Annotated in this window: 20 protein-coding genes and 1 tRNA gene; 14 read left to right on the plus strand and 7 right to left on the minus strand. The window is 58.6% G+C overall.

Annotated features, from left to right (window positions below; translation table 11 throughout):
• Positions 1–46 precede the first annotated feature (46 nt).
• The 5 genes from ACTG1P_RS05065 to ACTG1P_RS05085 all read right to left on the minus strand — a co-directional run bounded on the left by ACTG1P_RS05065 (position 47) and on the right by ACTG1P_RS05085 (position 5415).
• The gene (locus tag ACTG1P_RS05065) at positions 47–1666 is read right to left on the minus strand and encodes a methyl-accepting chemotaxis protein (RefSeq protein ID WP_440000655.1); all 1620 of its coding nucleotides are present in this window, start codon (positions 1664–1666) and stop codon (positions 47–49) included.
• 104 nt (positions 1667–1770) lie between these two features.
• Positions 1771–3030, minus strand: a complete 1260-nt coding sequence (locus ACTG1P_RS05070) for a dicarboxylate/amino acid:cation symporter (RefSeq protein WP_440000656.1) — start codon at positions 3028–3030, stop codon at positions 1771–1773.
• A gap of 204 nt (positions 3031–3234) precedes the next feature.
• Positions 3235–3666: a CC0125/CC1285 family lipoprotein gene (locus ACTG1P_RS05075; RefSeq protein WP_076492150.1), complete on the minus strand. Its 432-nt coding sequence runs from the start codon at positions 3664–3666 to the stop codon at positions 3235–3237.
• A gap of 216 nt (positions 3667–3882) precedes the next feature.
• Positions 3883–3959 (minus strand) — tRNA-Pro (locus ACTG1P_RS05080).
• Positions 3960–4071: 112 nt separating this feature from the next.
• Entirely contained in the window at positions 4072–5415 is a 1344-nt protein-coding gene (locus ACTG1P_RS05085) for a dihydroorotase (RefSeq protein ID WP_129503690.1), read from the minus strand.
• 80 nt (positions 5416–5495) lie between these two features.
• On the opposite strand from ACTG1P_RS05085, the gene ACTG1P_RS05090 reads away from it, so the two are divergent.
• On the plus strand, positions 5496–6371 hold the full coding sequence (locus ACTG1P_RS05090; RefSeq protein ID WP_042053203.1) for a 6-pyruvoyl trahydropterin synthase family protein: 876 nt from the start codon (positions 5496–5498) through the stop codon (positions 6369–6371).
• A gap of 71 nt (positions 6372–6442) precedes the next feature.
• Here ACTG1P_RS05090 and ACTG1P_RS05095 read toward each other — a convergent pair whose 3' ends face one another.
• Complete coding sequence (locus ACTG1P_RS05095) at positions 6443–8455, minus strand: methyl-accepting chemotaxis protein (protein ID WP_100646263.1); 2013 nt, start codon at positions 8453–8455, stop codon at positions 6443–6445.
• Between the two features lie 252 nt (positions 8456–8707).
• Here ACTG1P_RS05095 and hinT point away from each other — a divergent pair, with 252 nt between their 5' ends.
• The 13 genes from hinT (at position 8708) to tyrA (ending at position 21161) form a co-directional block, all read left to right on the plus strand.
• Positions 8708–9058, plus strand: a complete 351-nt coding sequence (gene hinT / locus ACTG1P_RS05100) for a purine nucleoside phosphoramidase (RefSeq protein ID WP_021231009.1) — start codon at positions 8708–8710, stop codon at positions 9056–9058.
• The gene (locus ACTG1P_RS05105) at positions 9058–10494 is read left to right on the plus strand and encodes a COG3014 family protein (protein ID WP_440000657.1); all 1437 of its coding nucleotides are present in this window, start codon (positions 9058–9060) and stop codon (positions 10492–10494) included. The genes hinT and ACTG1P_RS05105 overlap by 1 nt, the downstream gene beginning before the upstream one ends.
• Before the next feature lie 83 nt (positions 10495–10577).
• Positions 10578–10976, plus strand: coding sequence for a YcfL family protein (locus ACTG1P_RS05110; protein WP_041209904.1), 399 nt, complete (start codon positions 10578–10580; stop codon positions 10974–10976).
• Entirely contained in the window at positions 10976–11572 is a 597-nt protein-coding gene (gene lpoB, locus ACTG1P_RS05115; RefSeq protein ID WP_033113381.1) for a penicillin-binding protein activator LpoB, read from the plus strand. The genes ACTG1P_RS05110 and lpoB overlap by 1 nt, the downstream gene beginning before the upstream one ends.
• 10 nt (positions 11573–11582) lie before the next feature.
• Complete coding sequence (locus ACTG1P_RS05120; RefSeq protein ID WP_440000658.1) at positions 11583–12407, plus strand: phosphotransferase; 825 nt, start codon at positions 11583–11585, stop codon at positions 12405–12407.
• A gap of 3 nt (positions 12408–12410) precedes the next feature.
• On the plus strand, positions 12411–13268 hold the full coding sequence (locus tag ACTG1P_RS05125; RefSeq protein WP_440000659.1) for a DUF6279 family lipoprotein: 858 nt from the start codon (positions 12411–12413) through the stop codon (positions 13266–13268).
• A gap of 96 nt (positions 13269–13364) precedes the next feature.
• Positions 13365–13799, plus strand: a complete 435-nt coding sequence (locus tag ACTG1P_RS05130; RefSeq protein WP_440000660.1) for a hypothetical protein — start codon at positions 13365–13367, stop codon at positions 13797–13799.
• A 158-nt stretch (positions 13800–13957) separates the two neighbouring features.
• A complete protein-coding gene (secD, locus tag ACTG1P_RS05135; RefSeq protein ID WP_440000661.1) occupies positions 13958–15760 on the plus strand; it encodes a protein translocase subunit SecD in 1803 nt (600 codons plus the stop codon).
• A gap of 149 nt (positions 15761–15909) precedes the next feature.
• The gene (secF, locus tag ACTG1P_RS05140; protein ID WP_193558158.1) at positions 15910–16827 is read left to right on the plus strand and encodes a protein translocase subunit SecF; all 918 of its coding nucleotides are present in this window, start codon (positions 15910–15912) and stop codon (positions 16825–16827) included.
• A 288-nt stretch (positions 16828–17115) separates the two neighbouring features.
• Positions 17116–18417, plus strand: coding sequence for a glucose-1-phosphate adenylyltransferase (gene glgC / locus ACTG1P_RS05145; RefSeq protein ID WP_005334047.1), 1302 nt, complete (start codon positions 17116–17118; stop codon positions 18415–18417).
• 46 nt (positions 18418–18463) lie between these two features.
• A complete protein-coding gene (locus ACTG1P_RS05150) occupies positions 18464–18682 on the plus strand; it encodes a hypothetical protein (protein WP_440000662.1) in 219 nt (72 codons plus the stop codon).
• Positions 18683–18825: 143 nt separating this feature from the next.
• On the plus strand, positions 18826–19899 hold the full coding sequence (locus tag ACTG1P_RS05155; protein WP_440000663.1) for a 3-deoxy-7-phosphoheptulonate synthase: 1074 nt from the start codon (positions 18826–18828) through the stop codon (positions 19897–19899).
• Between the two features lie 134 nt (positions 19900–20033).
• Positions 20034–21161 (plus strand): bifunctional chorismate mutase/prephenate dehydrogenase, encoded by a 1128-nt coding sequence (gene tyrA / locus ACTG1P_RS05160; RefSeq protein WP_440000664.1) that lies wholly within the window; start codon positions 20034–20036, stop codon positions 21159–21161.
• 595 nt (positions 21162–21756) lie between these two features.
• Here the strand turns inward: tyrA and ACTG1P_RS05165 are convergent.
• Entirely contained in the window at positions 21757–22806 is a 1050-nt protein-coding gene (locus ACTG1P_RS05165; RefSeq protein ID WP_440000665.1) for a porin, read from the minus strand.
• Between the last annotated feature and the right edge of the window lie 386 nt (positions 22807–23192).

Genomic DNA, 23192 nt, shown 5'->3' on the forward strand with positions numbered 1-23192 from the left:
TCCCCGCCAGCTGGCGGGGATAGCGGATGGATAACAACTCTCGGCGTTACTGAATACGATAGCGGGATATCTGCTGGTGGATGCTCTCGGTGGTGACATTGAGCTCCTCGGCGGCGGCTGAGGTCTCCTCTGCTGTACTGCTGGTTTGCTGCACGACCTGAGCAATCTGCTCCACCTGATGGGCAATCGACTCGGCGGCAGAGCTCTGCTCGCGGATGGCATTGGTGATCTCGCCCACCTGCTCCATCACCCGGTGCGACGCACTGCGGATCTCGGCAATAATGGCGCCACTCTCGGTCGCCATGGTGACCCCCTGGCTCACCTTCTCCTCCACCAGATGCATGCGGGAGACCGTATTGTTCGACTCCTGCTGGATCGCCTCTACCGTGGCGGAGATCTCCTGGGTGGATTGGGCTGTACGCTCAGCCAGTTTGCGCACCTCATCCGCCACCACCGCAAAGCCACGGCCGGACTCCCCGGCCCTCGCCGCTTCAATGGCCGCGTTCAAGGCCAGCAAGTTGGTCTGCCCCGCCACATCACGGATCACGTTGACCACACCGCCAATGCGCGAAATGCCCTCACCCAGTGCAATGACCTCGGCCGAGGCCTGCCGGATGGAATCGGCAATCTCGTTAATGGCATTTACGGTGCGATCGATGGTTCTGCCCCCCTCGGTCGCCAGCTGTCCCGACTCGTTGGTGATACGGCTCGTCTCCTGAGTACGTTGGGAGATATCTGTGATGCTGACCGTCATCTCTTCCACACCGGCGGCGATCAGGCTGGTAGCATCATTGGCCTGACTGGCCGAACTGGCGAGGTGTTGTGCTGCCTGGGAGAGGGATTCGGCGGTACTCTTGATCTGCAAGCTGCCGACGGAAAACTCGGTGAATGTCTGCTGCAGCGTATCGAGTAGCCGGTTGACCGCATTGAGGGTCAGGCCAATCTCATCCTGCTGTCTGACATCCGCTCTGAGAGTAAAGTTGAGGTCACGCTGGATCCGGGTCAGGGTATCCATGGCGGTGCGAAGGGGGTTGGCCACCTGATTGAACAACCAGACAAACAGCCCCAACGTCAGTACGGTGGTACCACCAGCGATAAACAGCAATGTTTGCAAGCTGTTGTCGTAGTTTTCCTTGCCTTGCGCCTTCAGTTCCAATCCCAGATCGATATTGAAGGTAACGTGAAGCTCAATCGCCTTCGCAAACTGCTGGAACAATCTGTAGGCCTCTCCCGCCAGCATGTCTCTTGCTTCATCATTTTTATTTTGGCGGGAGAGCTGCAGCACCTTGTCTATCTCCTGATAATATTGCGCGACAATACGTTGATCATCGTCGGTCAGGCGCCGATCTTCATCATTGGAGAGCAGCTCGGCTTTGTATTTGTCGAGCAGTGAAGTGATCTGTCCCCGTATCTCGGTGATACCCGTTTCGATCTGCTGCATCTTGCCGGTGTCAGTATTGAGCACATGTGTCTGCACCAACGAGTGCAATTCATAGAAATCGGCCTGTACCTCCTTGATCAGCGAAATACTCGGCACCGTATTGTCCGTTACATAGCCTAAATCCCGATTGGCCGAATCGAGGCGGTTGATGCTGAACCAGCTGAGAAAAATGAGTGCAAGGATAACCAGCAGGGCTATCAGTTGCAGTCGGCGAGCAATATTCATAACCGTACACTCCAGATGGAAACTCTCTAGCAGTGTAGACGAGCCATAAACAACAACGGCCCGCATTGGCGGGCCGTTGTTGTTTATTTTTCATGGCGTTGTGATCAGGCTTTGGCTGGCTCACTCTCGCCCAGCGCGACGGTTTCACCCAGACTGTCTTCGGTCTTGGCGACCACGCTGGCGGCGATGGCGTTGCCCAGCACGTTGGTGGCAGAGCGGCCCATATCGAGGAAGTGGTCGATACCCAGCAACAGCAGGATGCCCGCTTCCGGAATATGGAACTGGTTCAAGGTAGCGGCAATCACCACCAGAGAGGCGCGCGGTACCCCGGCCATCCCCTTGGAGGTGACCATCAGCAGCAGCAGCATGGTGATCTGCTGGGCCATGGAGAGCTCGATGCCATACGCCTGAGCGATGAACATCACCGCGAAGGTGCAGTACATCATGGAGCCGTCGAGGTTGAAGGAGTACCCCATCGGCAGCACGAAGCTGGCGATGCGCTTGTCACAACCGAACTTCTCCAGACGATCCAGGGTCTTCGGATAGGCCGCTTCGGAGCTGGCGGTCGAGAAGGCGAGCAGAATGGGTTCGCGGATCATCGCCAGCAGCTTGATGACACGGCCACGCAGGAAGACGCTGCCCATGGCGATCAGCAGCAGCCAGAGACAGGCCAGCGCAATATAGAACTGGGCCATAAAGCTGCCGTAGGTAACCAGAATACCCAGCCCCTCTTTGGCCACCATGGCGGCGATGGCGCCAAACACCGCGAACGGCGCAAAGTTCATCACATAACCGGTCACTTTCAGCATGATCTCGGCAGCGCTGGCCATCAGCACCACTACCGGCTTGGCCAGATCGCCGAGCGCTGCGGCAGCCAGACCGAAGAAGAGGGAGAAGACCACGATCTGCAGGATCTCGTTGGTGGCCATCGCCTCGACCACGCTCTTGGGAATGGCGTGGGTCACAAAATCTTTCAGGGTAATCGCGCCGGCAGAGATGCCAGAGGTAGCGGCATCATTGGGCAGGGAGAGGGAGAGGCCCACACCCGGCTGCATCAGGGTGACCATCACCAGACCCAGGCTCAGGGACATCAGAGAGGCCAGCATGAACCAGCCGAGGGTCTTGGCACCGATACGCCCCACGGTGCGGGTGTCGCCCATCTTGGCGATACCGACCACCAGGGTGGTGAAGACCAGAGGAGCAATGATCATCTTGATCAGGCGCAGGAAGATATCGGTCAGGATCGTGATGTTATTGGCGAAATCCGCAGCCTGATCTGCGGCAAACATGCGATAGCCCTGGCCGGTGAGGATGCCAAACATCATGGAGATGAGGATGGCGACCGTCAGTTTATTCATTTTCATGGGGGAGTCCCGGTTTTGATTGGTGCAAGCCGTAAACAGTGGCGTGGGAGCCACTACAGTCCGTTTTTGTGATCCGAGCCGTTGATTCCTGGCGGCTGGTATGCTGGGAGAATGCCTAAAAGCAGGGGGTAAATCTAGAGGCTTTCTCCAGAATTTTATCCTGCCATTAGGTACATGTGATATAGATCTTGCAAAACACCAATATTAATCACTGTTTATTTTGATTTCGGCGAGATATTTCGCATCCAGAGTTCGCTCATCGAGTGCCCGTGGCAACAGGCGAAAAGTGAGCAGCGCCGAGATGGTGTGCTGCACCTGCATCTGGGCCATAAAGAGATCCGGTTCATCCTCGTCAAAGCCGAAGATCGGCCGTGATGGGGTCACCCTGACGGCATCGCGGTTAATGGTCAGCTCATCGACCTTGAGCCAGGAGTAACCCTCTGCCAGTGCCAGCTCCCCTGCCCGCTTGAGCACATATTTGCGGGCGGTCTCCCTGTCCACCAGATCGTTGCCGACAAACTCCAGTTGCCACTTGTCCGGGCCAAGCCGGGTTTGGGAGAAACCGGTCTGGCCGTTCCAGAACGACTTTTCACTCTCGTAAGGGGTGGCGCAACCCACCAGCAGCAGGGTGAGCATCAGCAGACAACAGGGTTTAGATACGGATGCAGACACGAGAGGCCTCGACAGGCAAATGAGCAACAGAGTTGTTACTACACCATAAAGCGCGGTGGCTGCACAATCTGCTCACGCCAGCAGCGACCAGCGTGCATCACCACTGGCTTCGCGCCTGTGCGGCAAATCGCAGGAAAAAGAAAAGGCCTTGTCGTTTGACAAGGCCTTTACCGGGGAATTTGGTCGGTGTGAGAGGATTCGAACCTCCGACCCTCTACACCCCATGCAGATGCGCTACCTGGCTGCGCTACACACCGACGGAATCAGCTCGGCTGACGGGGGCAGAGTTTATGGAGATGACCCTGCCCTGTCAACAGGGAAACGCCGCCAATTCCTCGGCCACGGTGCGTTCGCCTGCTTTACGAACAATCAGCGGTTAAAGGTCAGCCGCTTGCCCAGGATCTGGTCAGTCACCTGCCCGTTTTGCCAGGCGATCTGGCCGTTCACCAGCGTCATCTCCACCGTGCTGTGGAAGCGGTAGCCGTTGAAGGGCGACCAGCCACAGTGGTAGAGGATGTTGTCATCGTTGACCACATAGGGCTTGCCCAGATCCAGCAGCACCAGATCGGCGAAATACCCCTCGCGGATATAACCGCGATCCTGCACCTGGAAGCGCTCGGCTACCGCGTGGGAGGTCTTCTTGACGATAGTCTCCAGGGTAAACACGCCGTTGTGGTAAAGCTCCAGCAGCGCCTGCAAAGAGTGCTGCACCAGCGGCACGCCTGACGGCGCCTTGAAGTAGCTGTTCTGCTTCTCTTCCCAAGTGTGGGGGGCGTGGTCGGTGGCGATGATGTCGAGCACGTCGTTGCGTACCGCATCCAGCAGCGCCTGCTGGTCGGCGGCGCTCTTCACCGCAGGGTTGCACTTGATCAGGCTGCCCTGGGTCTCGTAATCGGCTTCATTGAAGAAGAGGTGGTGAACGCACACCTCGGCGGTGATGTTCTTGTCCTTCAGCTCGCTCAGGTCATGGCTGGCGGTAAAGAGCGACAGCTCCTTGGCCGAGGTCAGATGCAGCACATGCAGCTTGGCACCGTACTGCTTGGCAAGCGCCACCGCCATGCTGGAGGATTTGTAGCACGCTTCGTCGCTGCGAATACGGCCGTGCTCACCCATCGGCACATTCTCGCCCCACTTGGCCCGCGCCGCCTCTTCCGCCTTGGCGATGGTCGGGGTGTCTTCGCAGTGGGTCACGATCATCACCGGGCTCTCGCGGAAGATGGCCGCCAGGGTCTCCTGATTGTCCACCAGCATGTTGCCGGTCGAGGAGCCCATAAACACCTTGACCCCGCAGGACTGCTTGGGGTCGAGACGCTTGATCTCTGCAAGGTTGTCGTTGGTGGCGCCGAGATAGAAGCTGTAGTTGGCGACGGAGGAGTTGGCGGCGATCTGGTATTTGGCTTCGAGAGCGTCGAGGGTGGTGGTCTGGGGATTGACGTTGGGCATTTCCATGAAACTGGTGGTGCCACCGGCGACGGCGGCGCGGGATTCGCTGGCGATAGTCCCCTTGTGGGTCAATCCCGGCTCCCGGAAGTGGACCTGATCATCGATCATTCCGGGGATGAGATGGCGACCTGCGGCATCGATAACCAGCGCATCGGGCGCCTCGATATCCGGGGCGATGCGGGCAATCCGTTCCCCCTCGATCAACACATCGGAGGCATAGATGCGGCCTTCGTTGACCAAGGTGGCATTCTTGATAAGCAGTTTGTTCATGGGGGGTTCCAGTTCCTTTGCCGATAATCGCGGGTCATAATAGCGCAAAACTGCCCTTTCTCTGTAGCAAGGCCTGACTGATGAAGTTATTTGTAAGAGATTTGACCGTGATCGACTCCAGCTACCTCTGCGAACGCCGCGGCATGGTGGGCGAGAGCTGGCTGGTAGATATCGAAATGAGCGGTGAGCTCAACGAAATGAGCATGCTGCTGGACTTTGGCCGGGTAAAGAAGCTGATCAAGTCGATCATCGATGAAGAGGTGGACCACAAGCTGCTGGTGCCGACCGAGTGCCCGCTGATCCACGTCGAGACACTGGATGGTGACGAAAGCACAGTGGATCTGCTGCGCCCGGGTCGCTCCATCCATCTGCGCTGCCCATCCCAGGGCTTTGCCTTTATCCCGGCTCCGCAAGTTGATAAAGAGTCGGTGACCCGCTACCTGCTGGCGGTACTGGCCAAACGGCTGCCGGGCAATATCAAGGATCTCTCCCTGACCCTGCGTCAGGAGGCGATCACCGGTGCCTTCTACCACTACAGCCACGGCCTGAAAAAGCACGATGGCAACTGCCAGCGCATCGCCCACGGCCACCGCTCCCCCATCGAGATCCACGTCGATGGTGAGCGCGACCAGGAGCTTGAGCTCAACTGGGCCGAACGCTGGGGCGATATCTACCTTGGCACCGAGGAGGACAAGGTGGCGCTGACCGAGCTCGCTTTGAGCCCCCGCGCCAATGCCCAGCTTGGCGAGCATCACTGCGGCTTCAAATATGTGGCGCCGCAAGGGCTGTTCCAGCTGGCCATCCCCACCGCCGAGGTGGAGATGATCGACACTGACACCACGGTTGAGCTGCTGGCCTGCTACATCGCCCGCGAAGTGAAGAAGATGGTGGGCGACAAGTTCGTCAAGATTGTCGCCTATGAAGGGGTCGGCAAGGGCGCGATTGCCTACGCCTGATCCCCTTGTCACGGCCGCAATAAAGAGAAGGCCCCGCATCTGCGGGGCCTTGTTGTTTCAACTCTCGACCATCAGGCACTGAGGCGGAAGCGCTTGACCAGGCTCTCCTGCTGCTCGGCAAGGGAGTCCAGCTGCTGGCTGGTCTCGGCTACCCGCTCGATCCCCTGATAGTTGAGATCCGAGATATCGGAAATGCGGTTGAGGTTGGTGGCGATATCGGCGCTGGTAGCCTGCTGCTGCTCGGCGGCAGAGGCGATCTGGCTCGACATGTCGCTGATCAGCACCACGATCCCCTGCACCTCTTCCATAGCGTTGTTGGCGTGAGAGCTCTGATCCACGCAGCTGTCCATTTCGCGAGAGCACTCCTGCATCACGGTCACCGCCTTGGCGACCCCCTGCTGCAGGTTCTCGATCATGGTCTGGATCTCGCTGGTGGACTGGGCGGTGCGGCCCGCCAGACTGCGCACCTCATCCGCCACCACCGCAAATCCGCGCCCCTGCTCACCGGCCCGCGCAGCTTCGATGGCGGCGTTGAGGGCCAGCAGGTTGGTCTGCTCGGCGATACCGCGAATGACATCGAGGATGTTGCCGATCTGGCTGCTCATTGCGCTCACATCGCCAATCACCTTGCCGGTCTGTTGCAGCTTGCCCGCCAGCTGATGGGTGGTGGTGATATTGCCGGCCATCACCTTGCGCCCCATCTCGGAGGCCTTCTCCACATCCTGCACCCGCTCCAGGGTCTGGTTGGCGGCCTGCGCCACCTCCCGCACCGAAGCCTCCATCTGGGTCATGGCGGCGGCGACCGAGGCGGTCTCCTGGCGCTGTTTCTCCAGATCCGCCCGCACCGATTCGGTGGTGTGGCGGTTGCCGTGGGCGGCATCGTTAAGCTGGGCCGACGCCTGTGAAAGCTGCGCCAGCACCTCCCCCATCTGGGCAATTAGCAGGTTGATCTGGCTGCCCAGTTGGCCAAATTCGTTCTTGCTCTGAAAACCGATGCGCTGGGTCATGTCGCCCTGAGTCACTTCGGTCAGCACACGCAGCAGCTCCCTGAGCGGACGGCGAATGGCCTTGCCCAGGGTATAAGCCACCAGCATGGCGATCAGGATGGCGACGACGATGCTGGTTCCCTGAGTCAGGGTGCTCTGGCTCTGTGTGGCTTTGGCGTGCTGAATGCTTTGACTCATCAGCTGCTGGCTCTGGCCGGTGATCCGCTCAAGCCGGTTCTGGATCTCGACGATGAGGGCGCTGGCCTGCTTGCTCTTCTCCCGCATCTGTTCCTGCTGCTTCATCAGCGCCAGGTACTGGGAGAGCACCCCTTCGCTTGCGGTGGTGTCGCGCACAAAGCCGTGAACATAGTGGCCCATGTCGTTCTCGAAGTTCTTGAGCTCCCCCTGAAGATCCTTGATGGTGCTGTTGAACCCCTCGATCTGCATCTTGTTGCGCTTGAGCGCCCCTTCGATGGGGGCCGGAATGGTCTGATTGAGGGCGTCCATGGTGGAGAGTTCGATAGCGGAAAGCTTGGTGGTCAGGGTCTCGGAGAGCATCTTGATAAAGCTGTCGTCGATGGTGACCATCATGTCACCCAAACTCTTCTTGAACTGGGGCAGACTGACCTGAAACTGCCCCTTGGCCAGATTGACCTTGTGCAGTCGGGTGAGCAGCGCCTCGTGTTCGCCGGGCAGGGTATCGGTCAGTTGCAGGTAGCTGTCGACCTGCTGGCTGAGGCTGCTCATCTCCCCTTGCAGTTCGGGGTGGTGGGCCACCTGCTGGCGCAAGACGTCGAGGCTCTTGCCCACCGCAGCCTTGGCCTGTTTCAGTTCGGCCACTTCGGCCGGCAGCTGTTTGGGATCCTGCTCGGTGAGCACATCCCCCAGCCACTTGTTGGCGCTGAGCAGGGTGATCTGGGTCTGACTGCTGGCAATCACCAGCGGCATAGACTGCTGGGTAACCTGCTCCAGTGCGTTCCCCAAGGTCTCCTGACTACGAAATGTGAGCAGTGAACTGGCCACCATCACGGCCACCAGGATCGCGAAGCCAAGGTAGACTCGCTGCAAGATGGAGAGATCCGACATTGTTTGTTTCATTATTGTCCCGCTGTATATGCAAAAGTCCCTTGCCTGAGTACCCCGTCCTTTTGATACCCTGCAGACCACCCTGAACAGGCGTTGCAGATGACGTCCCTCTGGCTATCGGTATTTTTAACAATAACTGAAGGGAATGGGACATCAGCTGTGTCAAATGTCGGCTTGTGTCACACTTGACGTGCTGCTCGCCCCCCTTTCGGGAGCCGCTTGGGGTTCTAGTTCAATTTTCTGTTTCATATAAGGGAGTTAGCCATGGCGCAAGAAACCATTTTCAGCAAAATCATCCGTAAAGAGATCCCCGCCGACATCCTTTATCAAGACGATCTGGTCACCGCATTCCGAGATATCCAGCCCAAGGCCAAAACCCATATTCTGATCATCCCCAATGTGCTGATCCCCACCGTCAATGACGTGGAAGCCGAACATGAACTGGCCCTTGGCCGGATGTTCACCGTGGCCCGCAAACTGGCCAGCGAGGCGGGCATCGCCGAAGATGGCTACCGCCTCATCATGAACTGCAACCGCCACGGCGGGCAGGAGGTCTACCATATCCACATGCATCTGGTCGGTGGCCAGCCGCTGGGACCGCTGCTCAGCCTGTAATGAATCGCCACGCCTCAACCTGCCGCAGCGCCCTGTTGCTCTGCGGCGCCCTGCTGTTGCTGGGAGGCTGCGCCTCCCGCTGGCAGGATATGTTCGTCTCCTACTCCGATCAGATGGTGCCCCTGCGCAACCAGCTGCTGCTGGGCCATGCCGCCGAGGCGCTGCCCGAGGTGCGTGACTCCACCCTTGGGGATGACACCTTTGTCCTCGATCGGCTCGAACAGGGGCGCATTGCCTGGCTCGCCGGTCAGGATGCGAGCAGCAAGCAGGCGTTCACAGCCGCCGACAGCCGCCTTCAGTGGGAAGACAATCAGGCCGAATACCGGCTGAGCCACGGTCTGGATCAGGTGGGCAGTCTGCTCACCAACGATCAGTCGATGGCCTATCGTACTCCCGATTACGAACGCACCATGCTGCACCACTATCTGGCCCTCAACTATCTGCAACGGGGTGATGCCGATGGTGCCCTGGTGGAGGTGCGCCGGGCCAATCAGGTGCAGGAGCAGGCCCTGAGACGGCGAGCCGATGAGGTGCGCAAGGCGAAGGATGAGAGCGAAGAGGCCGAAGCAGAAGGCGAGATGCGCCAGCTGATGTCGCGCGGCGCACCGGATCTCGACCGGTTGATCGGCAAGGTCAAAAACGGTTTTCAGAACGCCTACACCTTCTATTTTTCTGCCGTGCTCTATGAGGCGGCCGGGGACCTCAACGATGCCTGGGTCGACTATCAGCGCGGCTACCAGATAGCGCCGGACAACCGCAGCCTGCAAGATGCCTTGCTGCGTCTGGCGCGGCTGCGTGGCTCACCGGACGAGATCCGCGAGACCGAGAAAAAGATAGGCCGCAAAGCGCCGCCGCTTGCAAAAGATCAAGGCCAACTGGTGGTGCTGTTTGAAGATGGTTTGATCCCGGCACGGCGCGAACTGTTCCTGCCGCTCCCCATCTCCACCTCCCGCGGCGATTTTCGTACCTTTACCGTCGCCATCCCCTATTACGATAATCGGGCCAGCGACACCGGCCCGCTGACGGTGGAAGTCGGCAAGCGGGTCGAGCAGACCAGCGAGCTGGTCAGGCTGGAAGCGCTGGCCGCCAAAGATCTGCAAGAGCGGCTGCCCGGCATGCTGACCCGCCAGGCGCTGCGGCTGGTGGCCAAGGAGCAGATGCGCCGCACCGCAGCCAAAGAGGGAGGGGATGTGGGCAATATTCTGGTGGGGATCTTCAACACCCTCTCCGAGCGGGCCGATACCCGCAGCTGGCTGACACTGCCGGCGCAGGCATCGAGCTGGCAGGGGATGGTGCCGGAGGGTGAGGTGAACCTCACTCTGGGAGCGGGTGCCGCCCAGCGTCAGTTGCCGCTGACCATTCATAGCGGCCGCACCACCCTGGTGTGGGTTCAGCGCCTCGGCGCCGGCCTGACCACCCGGGTGATGCCGCTCTGAGCAAGCGACAAAGAGAGATGAGCAAGACGATTAACCGGGCAGCCCCCAGTGCTGCACCACTCACTCCAATCAAGGAGAGCAAGATGAAAGCATACGGGTTGGCCCTCGGGCTCGCGCTGCTGCTGACCGGCTGCGCCACCAACACCTCCGGCGTGGCGCTCTATGGGGCACCGGGCGCCGCAGCGGTCGCGGAGCAGCATCAAAACGTCAACGTCACCCTGACCGAGCTGAGCCGCCGTGAACAGAACGGACTGCTGCAGGTCAATGTGGCTGCCGCCAGCACCCAGCGTGGCGACAACAAGTTGCAATATATGTTCTATTGGTATGATGAGGCCGGTCAGGAGGTCGCCAGCGACGGTCGTGGCTGGACACCGCTCAAGCTGCATGGCTATCAGACCCGCACCCTGTCTGCCCTGGCGCCGAGCCCGACCGCCCGCGGTTACCGGATTTATGTACGTGAAGTGATTGAGGAATCCTACTGATGAAAATGAATCATGCTCTGCTGATCCTGACCGGCGCCCTGCTGCTGGGCGGCTGCTCCAGCACCACGGTCAGCTACGGTGATCCGACCGAAACCGAAACGGTCACCGTCGATTACGGCTCAAGCGATCTGCAGGCCATCGCCGACAAGATGGCGGATTCCATGCTGGCCTCCCCCGCCACCAGCGAGATCACCGCCGGCGGCCGTCCGGTGATGTTCATGGACTCCATCCGCAACAAGACCTCCGAGCACATCGATACTGAAGCGATCACCGACACCATCCGCACCAAGCTGCTGCGGGCCGGCAAGTTCCGCTTCGTCGACATGAGCAAGGTTGCCGCCGTCAAGCAGCAGCTCGAATATCAGCAGAGCAGCGGCATGGTTGACCCGGCCTCCATGGTACGACTGGGCAAGCAGACCGGTGCCCGCTACATGGTCTATGGCAACCTCGCCAGCATCGTCAAGGACAATGGCAAGGTGAAGGATGTCTACTACCAGATGACCATGAACCTGATGGATCTGCAAAGCGGCGAACTGCTCTGGGCTGACCAGAAAGAGATCCGCAAGCAGGCGAAGAAATCCACCTTTGGCTGGTAACAGGCTCCCGGTGACAGGCAACTGTGATCCGCTACTGGCCAGCCTGCCCGCCCCCTGGCGGGAGGGGCAGCTGGAACCACTCGGGTTAGGTCTGACCAACTGCAACTATCGACTGCGCCTCCCCTCGGGGCGCAGTTACTTTTTGCGTCAGGGCCACTCCGACCCGGTGCGCCTTGGCATCGACCGTCCCACCGAATGGCAGCTTTATCAGGGGGCGATGGGCGAAGGGTTGGCGCTGCCTTGCCACTATGGTGATCCCGCCAGCGGCCTGATGCTGCTCGAATGGTGCGATGAGCCAAACTGGGTGCACGCGGCGCCACCGGCAGTCGATCAGCCCCGTCTGCTGGCTGAGGTGCTGCGCAAGCTACATCGCTTGCCGCTGCCTGCGGTGGTAATGGCGGTGCGGGCCCACGCGGCGGGCTATCGCGCCCGACTGGCCCACATTCCCTCCTGGCTGCCTTCGCTGGAGCGGGGCTTGCTCGCCAGCAGTGAGCCAAATGATTGCTGGTGCCCTTGCCACCATGATCTCAATCCGGCTAACTTGTTGGGAAGCAAACCCTGGGTCATCGACTGGGAGTATGGCGCGGCAGGTCACCCCGGCTTTGAGCTCGCCAGCATCCAGCGCACCCATGAGTGGCCCGCCGAGCGGCGCGACGAGCTGGAAGCGCACTATCTGCAGGCCGTGCCGCGCCACCAGTGGCCCGATTTTCAGAGCGAGGCATTTTTACCCTGGGTCGACTATATCGGCCTGCTCTGGGCCCTGCTGATGGCAGAGCAACAGCCCTCACTCGACTATGACACCCTGATCGCCATCAACCGGCAACGACTGGAGTAACAGATGATAAACAAGGTGCGCTGGCACAAGCCGAAAACCTGGGGTCTGCTGCTGATCGGCCTGCTGCTGACCGGCTGCTCCACCCGGGTGATCTACTACTGGCTCGATACCGCCATCATCTGGCAACTGGATGACTACTTTACCCTCTCCTATTCGCAGAAGGACCTGCTGAGCCGCGAAGTGAAGGGGCTGATGGCTTGGCATCGCCAACACGAGCTGCCGCGCTACGCCAGGGATCTCGACGCACTGGCCAAGGCGGTGGCCAGCCCCATGACGCCGGAGCAGATCTCGACCAACCTAGATGCGGTGCAGCAGAGCCTGACCCGCACGCTGGAAAACACCATCCCCCGTGCGGTCAGACTGGCGCGCACCCTGACCGATGAGCAGGTGGCCCGCTTTATGACCGATCGGGTCAAGCGGCAACAGGAGCGGCAAAAGGACTTTGCCACTGAGCCCAAAGAGCAGATGCTGGCGGAGTTTCGCGACAAGATGAACAAGCGGCTCGAGTTCTGGATTGGCGAGGTGAAACCAGCACAGGCGCCACTGGTGGCCCAGTGGGCCGAATGGCAATACGAGCTGATGCCCCCCTGGCTCGAGTTTCAGGAGTCCTGGACCCAGGAGCTGGACAGGCTGATGAAGCAGCGCCAGAGTCCCGACTTTACCCGCGAGCTGACCAACCTGCTGGCCGAGGGGGATGGGCTGATGGATGGCCGCTTTACCGGCTATACCGAGCAGTCGCGCCAGCGTACCGTCAACTGGCTGAGCGCCATGAGCCAGTCGCTGGATATCTCCCAGCGGGCCCATCTCTACTCCCTGCTCAAGGGCTACGCCCGCGACTTCAAGCAGATGAGCGGCAGCTGACGAGCGGCACCAAATGGTGCCATACGCCCGGGGCTACCTTGTTCAAACCGGGCGCTTATGGTAGTTTGCGCTTTCTATTTATCGGGAATTAACTTTTTGCGCCTTATCGACAAAGTAAAACTGGTGCTGGTAACTCTGGTTATCGCCCTCACCCTGCTTTGTTCCATCACCCGAATGGAAGGCCCGCTGCTACCCGCATCTCCCCACAGTGAACAGCAGCAGACTCAGGTGTTCAATCAGCTTAGCGACAGCGATGATGGCATCATCAAGTTTGTCGGCAGCCATCAGAATCACCTGCTGCGTCTCGAACAATCCCTGCGCAGTGACAACCAGCCCAAGAGTGTGGTCTACGAGCTGATCCAGAGCTGGTCGGCCCAAGCCATCCTGCTGTTGCTGCTCGGCTGGCTGATGCTGGCACCCGAGCTCTATCACAAACAGAGTTTTCGCGATCGCTTCGGTGCGATCCATCGGCGCCATCTACAGCGCCAACATCTGCAATATCGCTTCACCCAGAGCTATCTGAGCGCCTGACCCCGGAGGGGCTGGCACATCCACTGTTTGCTCATCTCCTCTTCCTGACGGATCCGGCTGCAGCCTGATCCGCATCTGATGCATCCCATTTTTTGCGCCTTGCCGAGCCTTGTTGCTATCGGCCCGGGCACCATTCTCCTGACAGAGGCTTATTTGCCATGAGAAAGAGCAATCGCACCGTTCTCAACCGCATGAGCAAGTGGCAGTACGCACTGCTGCTGTTGATGCTGTTGACCTTTACCTTTTACTCCCTGCCCACCTTTTTCGGTGAGCAGCCCTCCCTTGGCCTGCACGGACAGCAGCGCCTGACCACCCAGCAACAGATGTTGCTGAGCGACAAACACCTGACACCGGTCAAGGTGATCGAGCAACCCGAGCGAGTCGAGCTGGTCTTTGCCAACCAGGGCGAACAGCAGCGCGCCAAGCAGTTGCTGGAGCAGCAAGGGGTCGACAGTGCCGCCCTGACCCTGGAGTTTCACTCCAACGCACCGGGCTGGATCACCCGCCTCGGCGCCGACCCCATCAAGCTGGGGCTCGACCTGCGTGGAGGCTCCCAGCTGCTGATCGGGGTGGACGTGGACTTTGTCATCGACAATCAGACCAAGAATTTGGTGGATACCCTGCGCACCCGCTTCCGTGAAGCCAATCTGCGCGGCGCCAGCGTCACGCGCAGCGCACAGGGCGCCGTAGCCGTCACCCTGCCGGAGGTCGCCGAACAGGAGAGCTGGCTCTCTATCATCAAGGAGAGTGCCGGTACCCGTCAGGATCAGTGGAAGCTAACCCGCTCCGGCAATGACCTGAAGCTGGTGTTGAGTGACGCGGAACGCACCCTGCTGGTCAACAACGCCGTGACCCAGAACCTGTCGATCCTGAAAAAACGGATCAATGAGCTCGGCATCGTCGAGGCATCGGTGGTGCGTCAGGGGCAGGATGGTATCCGTATCGAACTGCCCGGGGTACATAACCCCAAGCAGGCAAAAGAGGTGATCGGGGCCACCGCCTCGCTGGCCTTCTACGAGGCCAAAGCCGACAGCCACTTCTATATCGCCGATCGCAACGGTCAGGCCGTCGGCATGGCACGCAAGCCGGTGCTGACCGGCGAGCACATCGTCGATGCCCGCGCCAATATGGGCGAGATGGGCCAGCCCCAGGTTAATATCGTGCTCGACACCCTGGGTGGCAGCAAGATGAACCAGTTCAGCCGCCAGCATGTGGGCAAGCCGATGGCGACCGTCTTCACCGAGTACAAGACCAACGCTCAGGGCAAACTGCGCGCCCAGAGCGAGGTGATCAACGTCGCCACCATCCAGACCACCCTTGGCAACCAGTTCCGCATCACCGGCATTGGCAGTCTGCCGGAGGCGCAAGAGCTGGCCATGCTGCTGCGTGCCGGCGCCCTCACCGCCCCTCTCAAGATCCTGGAAGAACGCAGTATTGGCCCGACGCTGGGGATGCAGAATATTGAGGCGGGCTTCACCGCGCTGGCCTTCGGCATGGCAGGCATGATGCTGTTCATGATGGCCTGGTACCGCAAATTCGGCTGGGTTGCCATCACGGCGCTGGTCGCCAACCTGTTGATGCAGGTCGGCATGCTGGCAGTGCTGCCGGGCGCCGTGCTGACCCTGCCGGGGATCGCCGGTCTGGTGCTGACGGTGGGCATGGCGGTGGATACCCATGTGCTGATCTTCGAGCGGATCAGGGACCGTCTGCGAGAAGGGGGCTCACTGGCCAACGCTATCGACTTTGGCTATCGCTCGGCCTTCCACACCATTTTCGATGCCAACATCACTACGCTCATCTGCGCCGTGGTGCTCTACTCCATCGGCTCCGGTCCGCTGCAGGGCTTCTCCATCACCCTCATTCTGGGTCTGCTCTCCAGCATGATCACCGGGATCTGGGGAACGCGTGCCATCATCAACCCCCTGTGGGGACGCAGCAGCGAGCGCACGCTGAAGGTGTAACGGGACAGCAGTCCCTCTGATGAGCACTTTGACTGCGCCATCGGCCATGGATATGGCCGGAGTGGCCAAAGCAGAACACTATTTCCCGGCGTGTCGCGACACGTCGTGATGGGCCAACAGCCTGATGCTGGCTGGCCAAGGAGAGAATTATGTTGAGAATGATCATTGCAATGGGGTTGACCCGTTGGCGCTATATCGGCCTGTGGGCTTCCATCCTGCTGACCGTGGCCAGCGTCGCCATCTTGCTGGTGAACGGCCTGACACTGGGGCTCGATTTTACCGGCGGGATCCTGCTGGAGTTTCATATCCAGACCCTGAAAGAGGCCCATGAGCTCAATGCCATGCTGGTCTCCCCGCTGGCGGGAGCCGTTGAGCTCAGCTCGGCCGGTATTCCCGGCGAGTGGCTGATCAAGTTGCCCCCCCACGAACTGCCCTGGCCCGCGGCGGATCTCGCCACCATGCTGACCCAGCAGTTGGGGATGCCGGTCGAGTTGCTGCGCACCACCATCGTCGGCCCTCAGGTGGGTGCCGAACTGTTCCAGCAGGGGATGCTGGCGGTGCTGGTCGCTTCGCTGGCGATGTCGGCCTATCTGGCGTTTCGCTTCGAGTGGCGTCAGGCCATCGGCATCCTGCTCTCGGTGGTCCATGACGCCATCGTAGCGCTGGGGCTGCTGTCACTCTTTCAGATCGAATTCGATCTGAACATTATCGCCGGTTTGATGGCGGTGATCGGCTACTCCCTCAACGACAGCATCGTCATCTCGGACAGGCTGCGGGATCTGCTGAGCTCGCGTACCCAGATGGGCATCCACGAGTGCTCCGATGTGGCCATCAAGGCGACCTTCAGTCGCACCATGATCACCTCGGGCACCACCCTGTTTACCGTGGGCGCTCTGTTGCTGTTTGGCGGTGACGCTCTCTACGGCTTCTCCTTCACCCTGTTTGCCGGGATCCTGGTGGGCACCGTCTCCTCCATTACCGTCGCCTCGACCGTGCAGGAGCTGCTTGGGCTTACCCCGCAGGCCTATCAGAAAAAGAGCGAGGAGCCACTGGCCAACGCAGCCTGAACCTTGTTAATCAGGCCAAGCTTACCGGGTCTCAACTAACCGGGCCCTTGCCAACCATTGGCAGGGGCTTTGTCATCCCTCCTCTCGGTCTCTCGCCGCCCCTTTTGGTACTCGGCTCGCTTCAATTGACAACTGACCATATTGAAAGCAATGACGGATCAACCCGTCATTTTTAATAACAAAAAGGTCATTTTATTACGTCAGAAACCATAAAATGTGACTGAAAGCACTTTCTTGAGGGCTCAAAGGAGGCAACATTGTAGTGATTTATCTACAAAGGGATATGAGATGTTGTTACAACCTGCCAATACAGCAAAATCCAGACAGTTGCTGAACGAGACCATGGCTTTGGTACTCGCAGGAGGGCGGGGTAGTCGCCTCAAACAGTTAACCGACAACCGTGCAAAACCTGCCGTTCATTTCGGCGGCAAATTCCGCATCATCGATTTCGTGCTCTCCAACTGCATCAACTCCGGCATTCGTCGGGTCGGTGTCGTGACCCAGTACAAATCCCACAGCTTGTTGCGCCATCTCCAATCAGGCTGGTCTTTCCTGCGCTACCAGATGAACGAGTTTATCGATCTGCTCCCTGCCCAGCAGCGGGTGGATGAGGTGAACTGGTATCGGGGTACCGCCGATGCGGTCTACCAGAATCTGGATATCATCCGCGATCACGCCCCCAAATATGTGGTGGTGCTGGCGGGCGATCACATCTACAAGATGGATTACGCCGCCATGCTGCTCGACCACGTCAATATGGGAGCCAAGGTGACCGTTGCCTGCATCGAGGTGCCACGCAGTGAAGCAAGCGCCTTCGGGGTAATGGCGGTGGATGATGATCGCAAGATCAACGCCTTCGTCGAAAAGCCAGCCAACCCGCCCGCCATGCCGGGCAAGGCCGACACCGCGCTGGCCTCAATGGGCGTCTATATCTTCGATGCCGAGTATCTCTATCAGCTGCTGGAAGAGGACATTGCCAACGAGCAGTCCCATCACGATTTCGGCATGGACGTGATCCCCCGCGTGGTGAAAGAGGGCACCGCATTCGCTCACCCGTTTGGCATGTCCTGTGTCGGCTGCTGTCCGGATCGCCGCCCCTACTGGCGCGATGTGGGCACCGTGGACTCCTTCTGGGAAGCCAACATGGATCTCGCCTCAGTCACGCCGGAGCTGGATATCTACGATCAGGACTGGCCCATCTGGACTAGTCAGAACATGACTCCTCCCGCCAAGTTCGTGCAGGACCGAAACGGTCAGCACGGCATGACCATCAACTCCATGTTTGCCGGGGGCACCATCGTCAGTGGCTCTTTCATCCTGAGTTCGGTGCTCTTTACCAATGTGCGGGTCGACTCCTTCTGCACTCTGGATCAGGCCGTTATCTTCCCGGGTGTGGAGATTGGTGCCGGTTGCCGACTGCGCCGGGTGGTGATCGACAAGGGGTGCAAACTGCCGGAAGGCACGGTGATCGGTGAAAACGCCGATGAAGATGCACGTCGCTTCCACCGCTCCGAGCAGGGCATAGTGCTGGTCACCCAGGGGATGCTCACTCGCCTGAACAAAGAGCTGCAGGGAAAACAGAAGCGCTGATCCGCAGCCAGACGGGATCCCCCTTCCTACCGCAAAGGGAGCCATTATGGCTCCCTCTTTCTATGGCTTACCAGATAGCCGCCTCACACCATCATTGCCATCGCGTAGCTGTGCTGCAGAGATGACATTCAATGTGGTCGAACAGCTGGACAATGCAGCCTTTACGCCTCAAATCGTAAACATTAAATTACAAAACAACCTTTACCCCTCCGAAAAAACCTCTGTATTATTCCTGTTTGCGCTATATAGCAGCTCCTTTATCTGACTTTTTAGCGGTAAATCCGCTAGTTTCACTTGATTGTTTGTTTTTCCTTGGTAAGGTGAGGGTGGTTGCGTAACAAAGCAGGTACCAACGTAAACATATCGGTACAATCGCTTTTGGCTTAATACAGTAGAGAGAATGAAATCATGCAAAGAGACCCCCTGAACAACATCCATATCCAGTCCGAACAAGTGATGATCACGCCTGCCCAGCTCAAGGAGAAGTTACCCATCTCCGACAAGGCGCTGGCATTCGTACAAGGGGCCCGCAATACCATCGCCGACATCATTCACCGTCGCGATCACCGCCTGCTGGTGATCTGTGGTCCCTGCTCCATCCACGACATGGACGCCGCCAAAGAGTACGCAACCAGACTCAAAGCGCTGCATGATGCCTATCAGGACTCTCTCTACATTGTCATGCGGGTCTACTTTGAGAAGCCGCGCACCACGGTCGGCTGGAAAGGCTTTATCAACGACCCCAATCTGGATGGCACCTTCGATGTGGAGCTGGGGCTGCACCGTGCCCGCGAGCTGCTCTGCTGGCTGGCGGAGCTGGAGTTGCCGCTGGCCACCGAAGCGCTCGACCCCATCAGCCCGCAATACTTGGCCGAGCTCTTCTCCTGGTCGGCTATCGGCGCCCGTACCACCGAATCCCAGACCCACAGGGAGATGGCGTCCGGTCTCTCCATGCCGGTCGGCTTCAAGAACGGCACCGACGGCAACCTGGGGACTGCCATTAATGCGTTGCAGGCGGCCTCCTCCCCTCACGCCTTTATGGGGATCAACCAGCAGGGCCAGGTTGCGCTGCTGCAGACCCAGGGCAACCCGGATGGCCACGTGATCCTGCGCGGCGGCAAACATCCCAACTATGACTCGGTCAACGTGTCGCTGGCGGAAGAGGCGCTGGAGAAAGCGGGCCTGCTGCCGAGCCTAGTGGTGGATTGCAGCCACGGCAACTCCAGCAAGGATCACCGTTTGCAGCCCAAGGTGGCCGACAACGTCATCAACCAGATCCAGGAGGGCAACCGCTCCATCATCGGGGTGATGCTCGAATCCAACCTGTTCGAGGGAAACCAGTCCAGCGAGCAGCCCAAGGAGCAGATGCGCTACGGGGTCTCCATCACAGATGCCTGCATCGACTGGGACACCACCGCCACCCTGCTGGCCCGCTGCCACAACCAGCTGGCTGACCCTCTCAAGGGCAGAACTGCGCGGTAAGCCGTGGTATCTTGTCGTAACCTATTGAACAATCGAGGTATCACCGCTGGTGGCATCAAGCCGCTCACGCAGTGATACCTTGTTGCATCTGATTTTCAGGGCGCCGCCGCTCGCGGCGCCAGCAGGGACTGGATATGGCTGAAGAGTTGAATGTACTCAGGGACAAGATAGATGTGGTGGACAAGCAGCTGATCGATCTGCTGGCCGCCCGTCTGGCCCTGGTGGGAGAAGTGGGTGAGGTAAAGAGCCGCCACGGCCTGCCCATCTATGCACCGGATCGGGAAGCGAGCATGCTGGCCCGCCGCCGCGCCGAGGCTGAGCAGTTGGGAGTACCCGGCGATCTCATCGAAGACGTGCTGCGCCGGGTGATGCGTGAATCTTATGCCAGCGAGAAAGATACCGGCTTCAAATGCATAAAGCCGGACCTTGGCAAGGTGGTCATCATCGGCGGTCAGGGCCAGCTTGGTCGGCTATTCGGTCATATGTTCAGCCTCTCAGGCTATCGGGTCGAGACGCTGGAACAAGCCGACTGGCCGCGCGCTGACGAGCTCCTCGCCGGAGCAGGTCTGGTGATGGTGGCGGTGCCCATCGATATCACCTGCCAGATCATCGACCGCCTCGGCAACCTGCCCGCCCACTGCCTGCTGGTCGATGTCACCAGCGTGAAAGCGGCGCCGCTCGAACATATGCTGGCGGTGCACCAAGGGCCGGTTCTGGGGCTGCACCCCATGTTCGGGCCGGATGTGGCGAGCCTCGCCAAGCAGGTGATCGTCTGCTGCCAGGGTCGTGACCCCGCCGCCAGCCAATGGCTGCTGGATCAGATGACTATCTGGGGCACCCGCTTGCAACAGGTGGAAGCCAAGGCCCACGATGAGGCGATGACCCTCATTCAGGCACTGCGTCACTTCGCCACCTTTGCCTATGGCTGGCACCTCTCTCGGGAGCAGGCCAATCTGGATCGCCTGCTGAGTTTGAGCTCCCCCATCTACCGGCTGGAGCTCGCTATGGTGGGGCGACTGTTTGCCCAGGATCCCCACCTCTATGCCGACATCATTTTGTCGTCACCGCAGAATCTGGCGATGATCCGCCGCTACTACCAAAACTTCGGCGAAGCGCTGGGGGTGCTGGAGCGGGGGGACAGGGACGGTTTCATCGAGGCCTTCTCGCAAGTTTCCGGTTTCTTCGGCGAGCATGCCGACCAGTTCCTGCGTGAAAGCCGCATGCTGCTCGCCCAGGCCAACGACCGCCGCCAACACGGCTGATCCTGCAAAAGCAGTAACGCTCATATAACCAAAAAGGGAAGATACTCAGGCATCTTCCCTTTTTGTTTGTTACTCATTTAACGCTAACTTAGTCGCGAGCGGCGACACATCAAGTATCTACCGCTGATTGGCCTTACAATCCCCTCCTACTGTGCTGCATCACATCCCAAGTATGCCCCCTCAATATCCGCACAAGCCGCGCAAATAGCACCGCCCCTTGCAAGGGCTGCCAGATACTCACGCTCAAACACAGCTGCTGCGAGCAATGACTGTATGGCGTAAAGGAGAGCAGTGCTCTCCTCATCAAAGAGATAAGCAGGAGGCAGGAGGCAGGAGGCAGGAGGCAGGAGGCAGGAGGCAGGAGGCAGGAGGCAGGAGGCAGGAGGCAGGAGGCAGGAGGCAGGAGGCAGGAGGCAGGAGGCAGGATAGATTAATCGAGACCGATGGTTTGCCAAACATCACTTAACACAGCAATCCGGCGATTCATCATGGCGCCAATCCGCTGTCGCCAAAAAAGAAAATGGCCGAGATATTATCTCGGCCATTCGTAGCTTGGTCAAAGACTCAAGCCAGGATATTACTCATGTACAACTTATTAGAAGTTGTACTGCAGAGCAACAGTCCACTCGTCGTCATGCTTCTCGATACCCTGGATCTTGTACTCGGTGTAAGCTTTCAGCTTCGGAGTGAAGGCATACTGAACACCCAGCAGGGTCTCGTCAACCAGATCCTTGTAAGTAGAACCGGCAGTTTGAGCGTTGGCCTTGCCTTCTTTGAAGTTGTAGCCAGCCAGGAAGGTCCAGGCATCTACGTTGTAAGATGCTGCCAGCTCATAGCCACGGCCATCATCTTTGATACCGTTGCTCTTATTCTTCACTTCACCTTCAGTGTAAACACCAGCGAAGTAGAAACCATTGATTGCGTAGTGTGCACCAACAGCCCACTCGTCTTTCTTACCAGTCTGGCCATTAACTTTGTTTTGCAGGTCGGAGTAAGCATAACCAGCGTTGAAGCCCAGACCGAAGTCAAAGTCGTAACCGCCAGCAACGGCATAAGCTTTCTCACGCTTCACGTTAGTGCCCAAATAGGCATCTTCTTTAATTTTTTGACCTACATCAGTAATCTTGACAGCTACGTCATCGTTGGTTTGGTAAGAAACCTTACCTTTGAAACCGCCGAAGCTGTTGGAGTAGATAACCTGGCCTTCCTGACGACCGTCATAGAAGTTACCGGCATCGCCCCACTCGTTAAAGATATCGGTCGGCTCGAGTACGTCGTAGAAAGCGGTGTCGGTCTGACCGAAGATGATTTTACCGTACTGGGAACCATCAAAGCCTGCGTAGATATGACGAGCATCGAACTTGCTAGACTTGCCGTCGCTTCCCTTGTCGGAGTTTTCAGCAGCAACTTGCCACTCAGTTTTGGCAATACCGGACCAAGTGTTGTTCAGAGCGACTTTACCGGACCAGCCCAGACGGGAAGAACCAATCAGCTCGCCATCGGTATCATCGTGCTCACCGTAGTAGTTAGCCTGTACACGGCCGTATACGTCGAAAGTGGTACCGTCTTTGTCATAGATCACTGCGGCGTTAGCGGCGGATGCAAACAGAGCCGGAATAGCAATAGCCAGAATTGTCTTTTTCATAGTTTCCAATGCCTACTGTAATTAAACACTAAGTTGTTGTTATTCCCTGTGTTAGCGATGTTCTTTGCATCACTATGCCGCCGAGACTAGCACCGGATTTTTTGAACCGCAATGAAAAAACTTGGAACTTTTTACGCAAACCATAGTCATGGAGGCAAAAATGTGAGCCAAGTCTCACCTGGCGGCAAGCTCAAAGGAAAACGTTTACAACGAATCCTGCTGATTATTTGCACTCAAATAGTCTATTTTGCATGCAAATAACGCTAACTACCTGATAAACAACCAAAGTGGTCTGATCAGCGTAAAACTGCCGTGATAATGGCTGTTGCCTCGACCTCACCAAGGGGTTGCGGGTATCCTTGTCCTTCGATTAACCCCTAACTGGC

It is taken from the genome of Aeromonas sp. 11P, assembly GCF_051920165.1.
In the GTDB taxonomy this organism is placed as follows: domain Bacteria; phylum Pseudomonadota; class Gammaproteobacteria; order Enterobacterales; family Aeromonadaceae; genus Aeromonas; species Aeromonas veronii.

Bases quoted from the DNA above. Each gene is read 5' to 3' on its own strand.
- ACTG1P_RS05065 (WP_440000655.1), bottom strand. From the start codon at position 1,666: ATGAATATTGCTCGCCGACTGCAACTGATAGCCCTGCTGGTTATCCTT.
- ACTG1P_RS05070 (WP_440000656.1), bottom strand. From the start codon at position 3,030: ATGAAAATGAATAAACTGACGGTCGCCATCCTCATCTCCATGATGTTT.
- ACTG1P_RS05075 (WP_076492150.1), bottom strand. From the start codon at position 3,666: ATGCTCACCCTGCTGCTGGTGGGTTGCGCCACCCCTTACGAGAGTGAA.
- ACTG1P_RS05085 (WP_129503690.1), bottom strand. From the start codon at position 5,415: ATGAACAAACTGCTTATCAAGAATGCCACCTTGGTCAACGAAGGCCGC.
- ACTG1P_RS05090 (WP_042053203.1), top strand. From the start codon at position 5,496: ATGAAGTTATTTGTAAGAGATTTGACCGTGATCGACTCCAGCTACCTC.
- ACTG1P_RS05095 (WP_100646263.1), bottom strand. From the start codon at position 8,455: ATGAAACAAACAATGTCGGATCTCTCCATCTTGCAGCGAGTCTACCTT.
- hinT (WP_021231009.1), top strand. From the start codon at position 8,708: ATGGCGCAAGAAACCATTTTCAGCAAAATCATCCGTAAAGAGATCCCC.
- ACTG1P_RS05105 (WP_440000657.1), top strand. From the start codon at position 9,058: ATGAATCGCCACGCCTCAACCTGCCGCAGCGCCCTGTTGCTCTGCGGC.
- ACTG1P_RS05110 (WP_041209904.1), top strand. From the start codon at position 10,578: ATGAAAGCATACGGGTTGGCCCTCGGGCTCGCGCTGCTGCTGACCGGC.
- lpoB (WP_033113381.1), top strand. From the start codon at position 10,976: ATGAAAATGAATCATGCTCTGCTGATCCTGACCGGCGCCCTGCTGCTG.
- ACTG1P_RS05125 (WP_440000659.1), top strand. From the start codon at position 12,411: ATGATAAACAAGGTGCGCTGGCACAAGCCGAAAACCTGGGGTCTGCTG.
- secD (WP_440000661.1), top strand. From the start codon at position 13,958: ATGAGAAAGAGCAATCGCACCGTTCTCAACCGCATGAGCAAGTGGCAG.
- secF (WP_193558158.1), top strand. From the start codon at position 15,910: ATGTTGAGAATGATCATTGCAATGGGGTTGACCCGTTGGCGCTATATC.
- glgC (WP_005334047.1), top strand. From the start codon at position 17,116: ATGTTGTTACAACCTGCCAATACAGCAAAATCCAGACAGTTGCTGAAC.
- ACTG1P_RS05150 (WP_440000662.1), top strand. From the start codon at position 18,464: ATGGCTCCCTCTTTCTATGGCTTACCAGATAGCCGCCTCACACCATCA.
- ACTG1P_RS05155 (WP_440000663.1), top strand. From the start codon at position 18,826: ATGCAAAGAGACCCCCTGAACAACATCCATATCCAGTCCGAACAAGTG.
- tyrA (WP_440000664.1), top strand. From the start codon at position 20,034: ATGGCTGAAGAGTTGAATGTACTCAGGGACAAGATAGATGTGGTGGAC.
- ACTG1P_RS05165 (WP_440000665.1), bottom strand. From the start codon at position 22,806: ATGAAAAAGACAATTCTGGCTATTGCTATTCCGGCTCTGTTTGCATCC.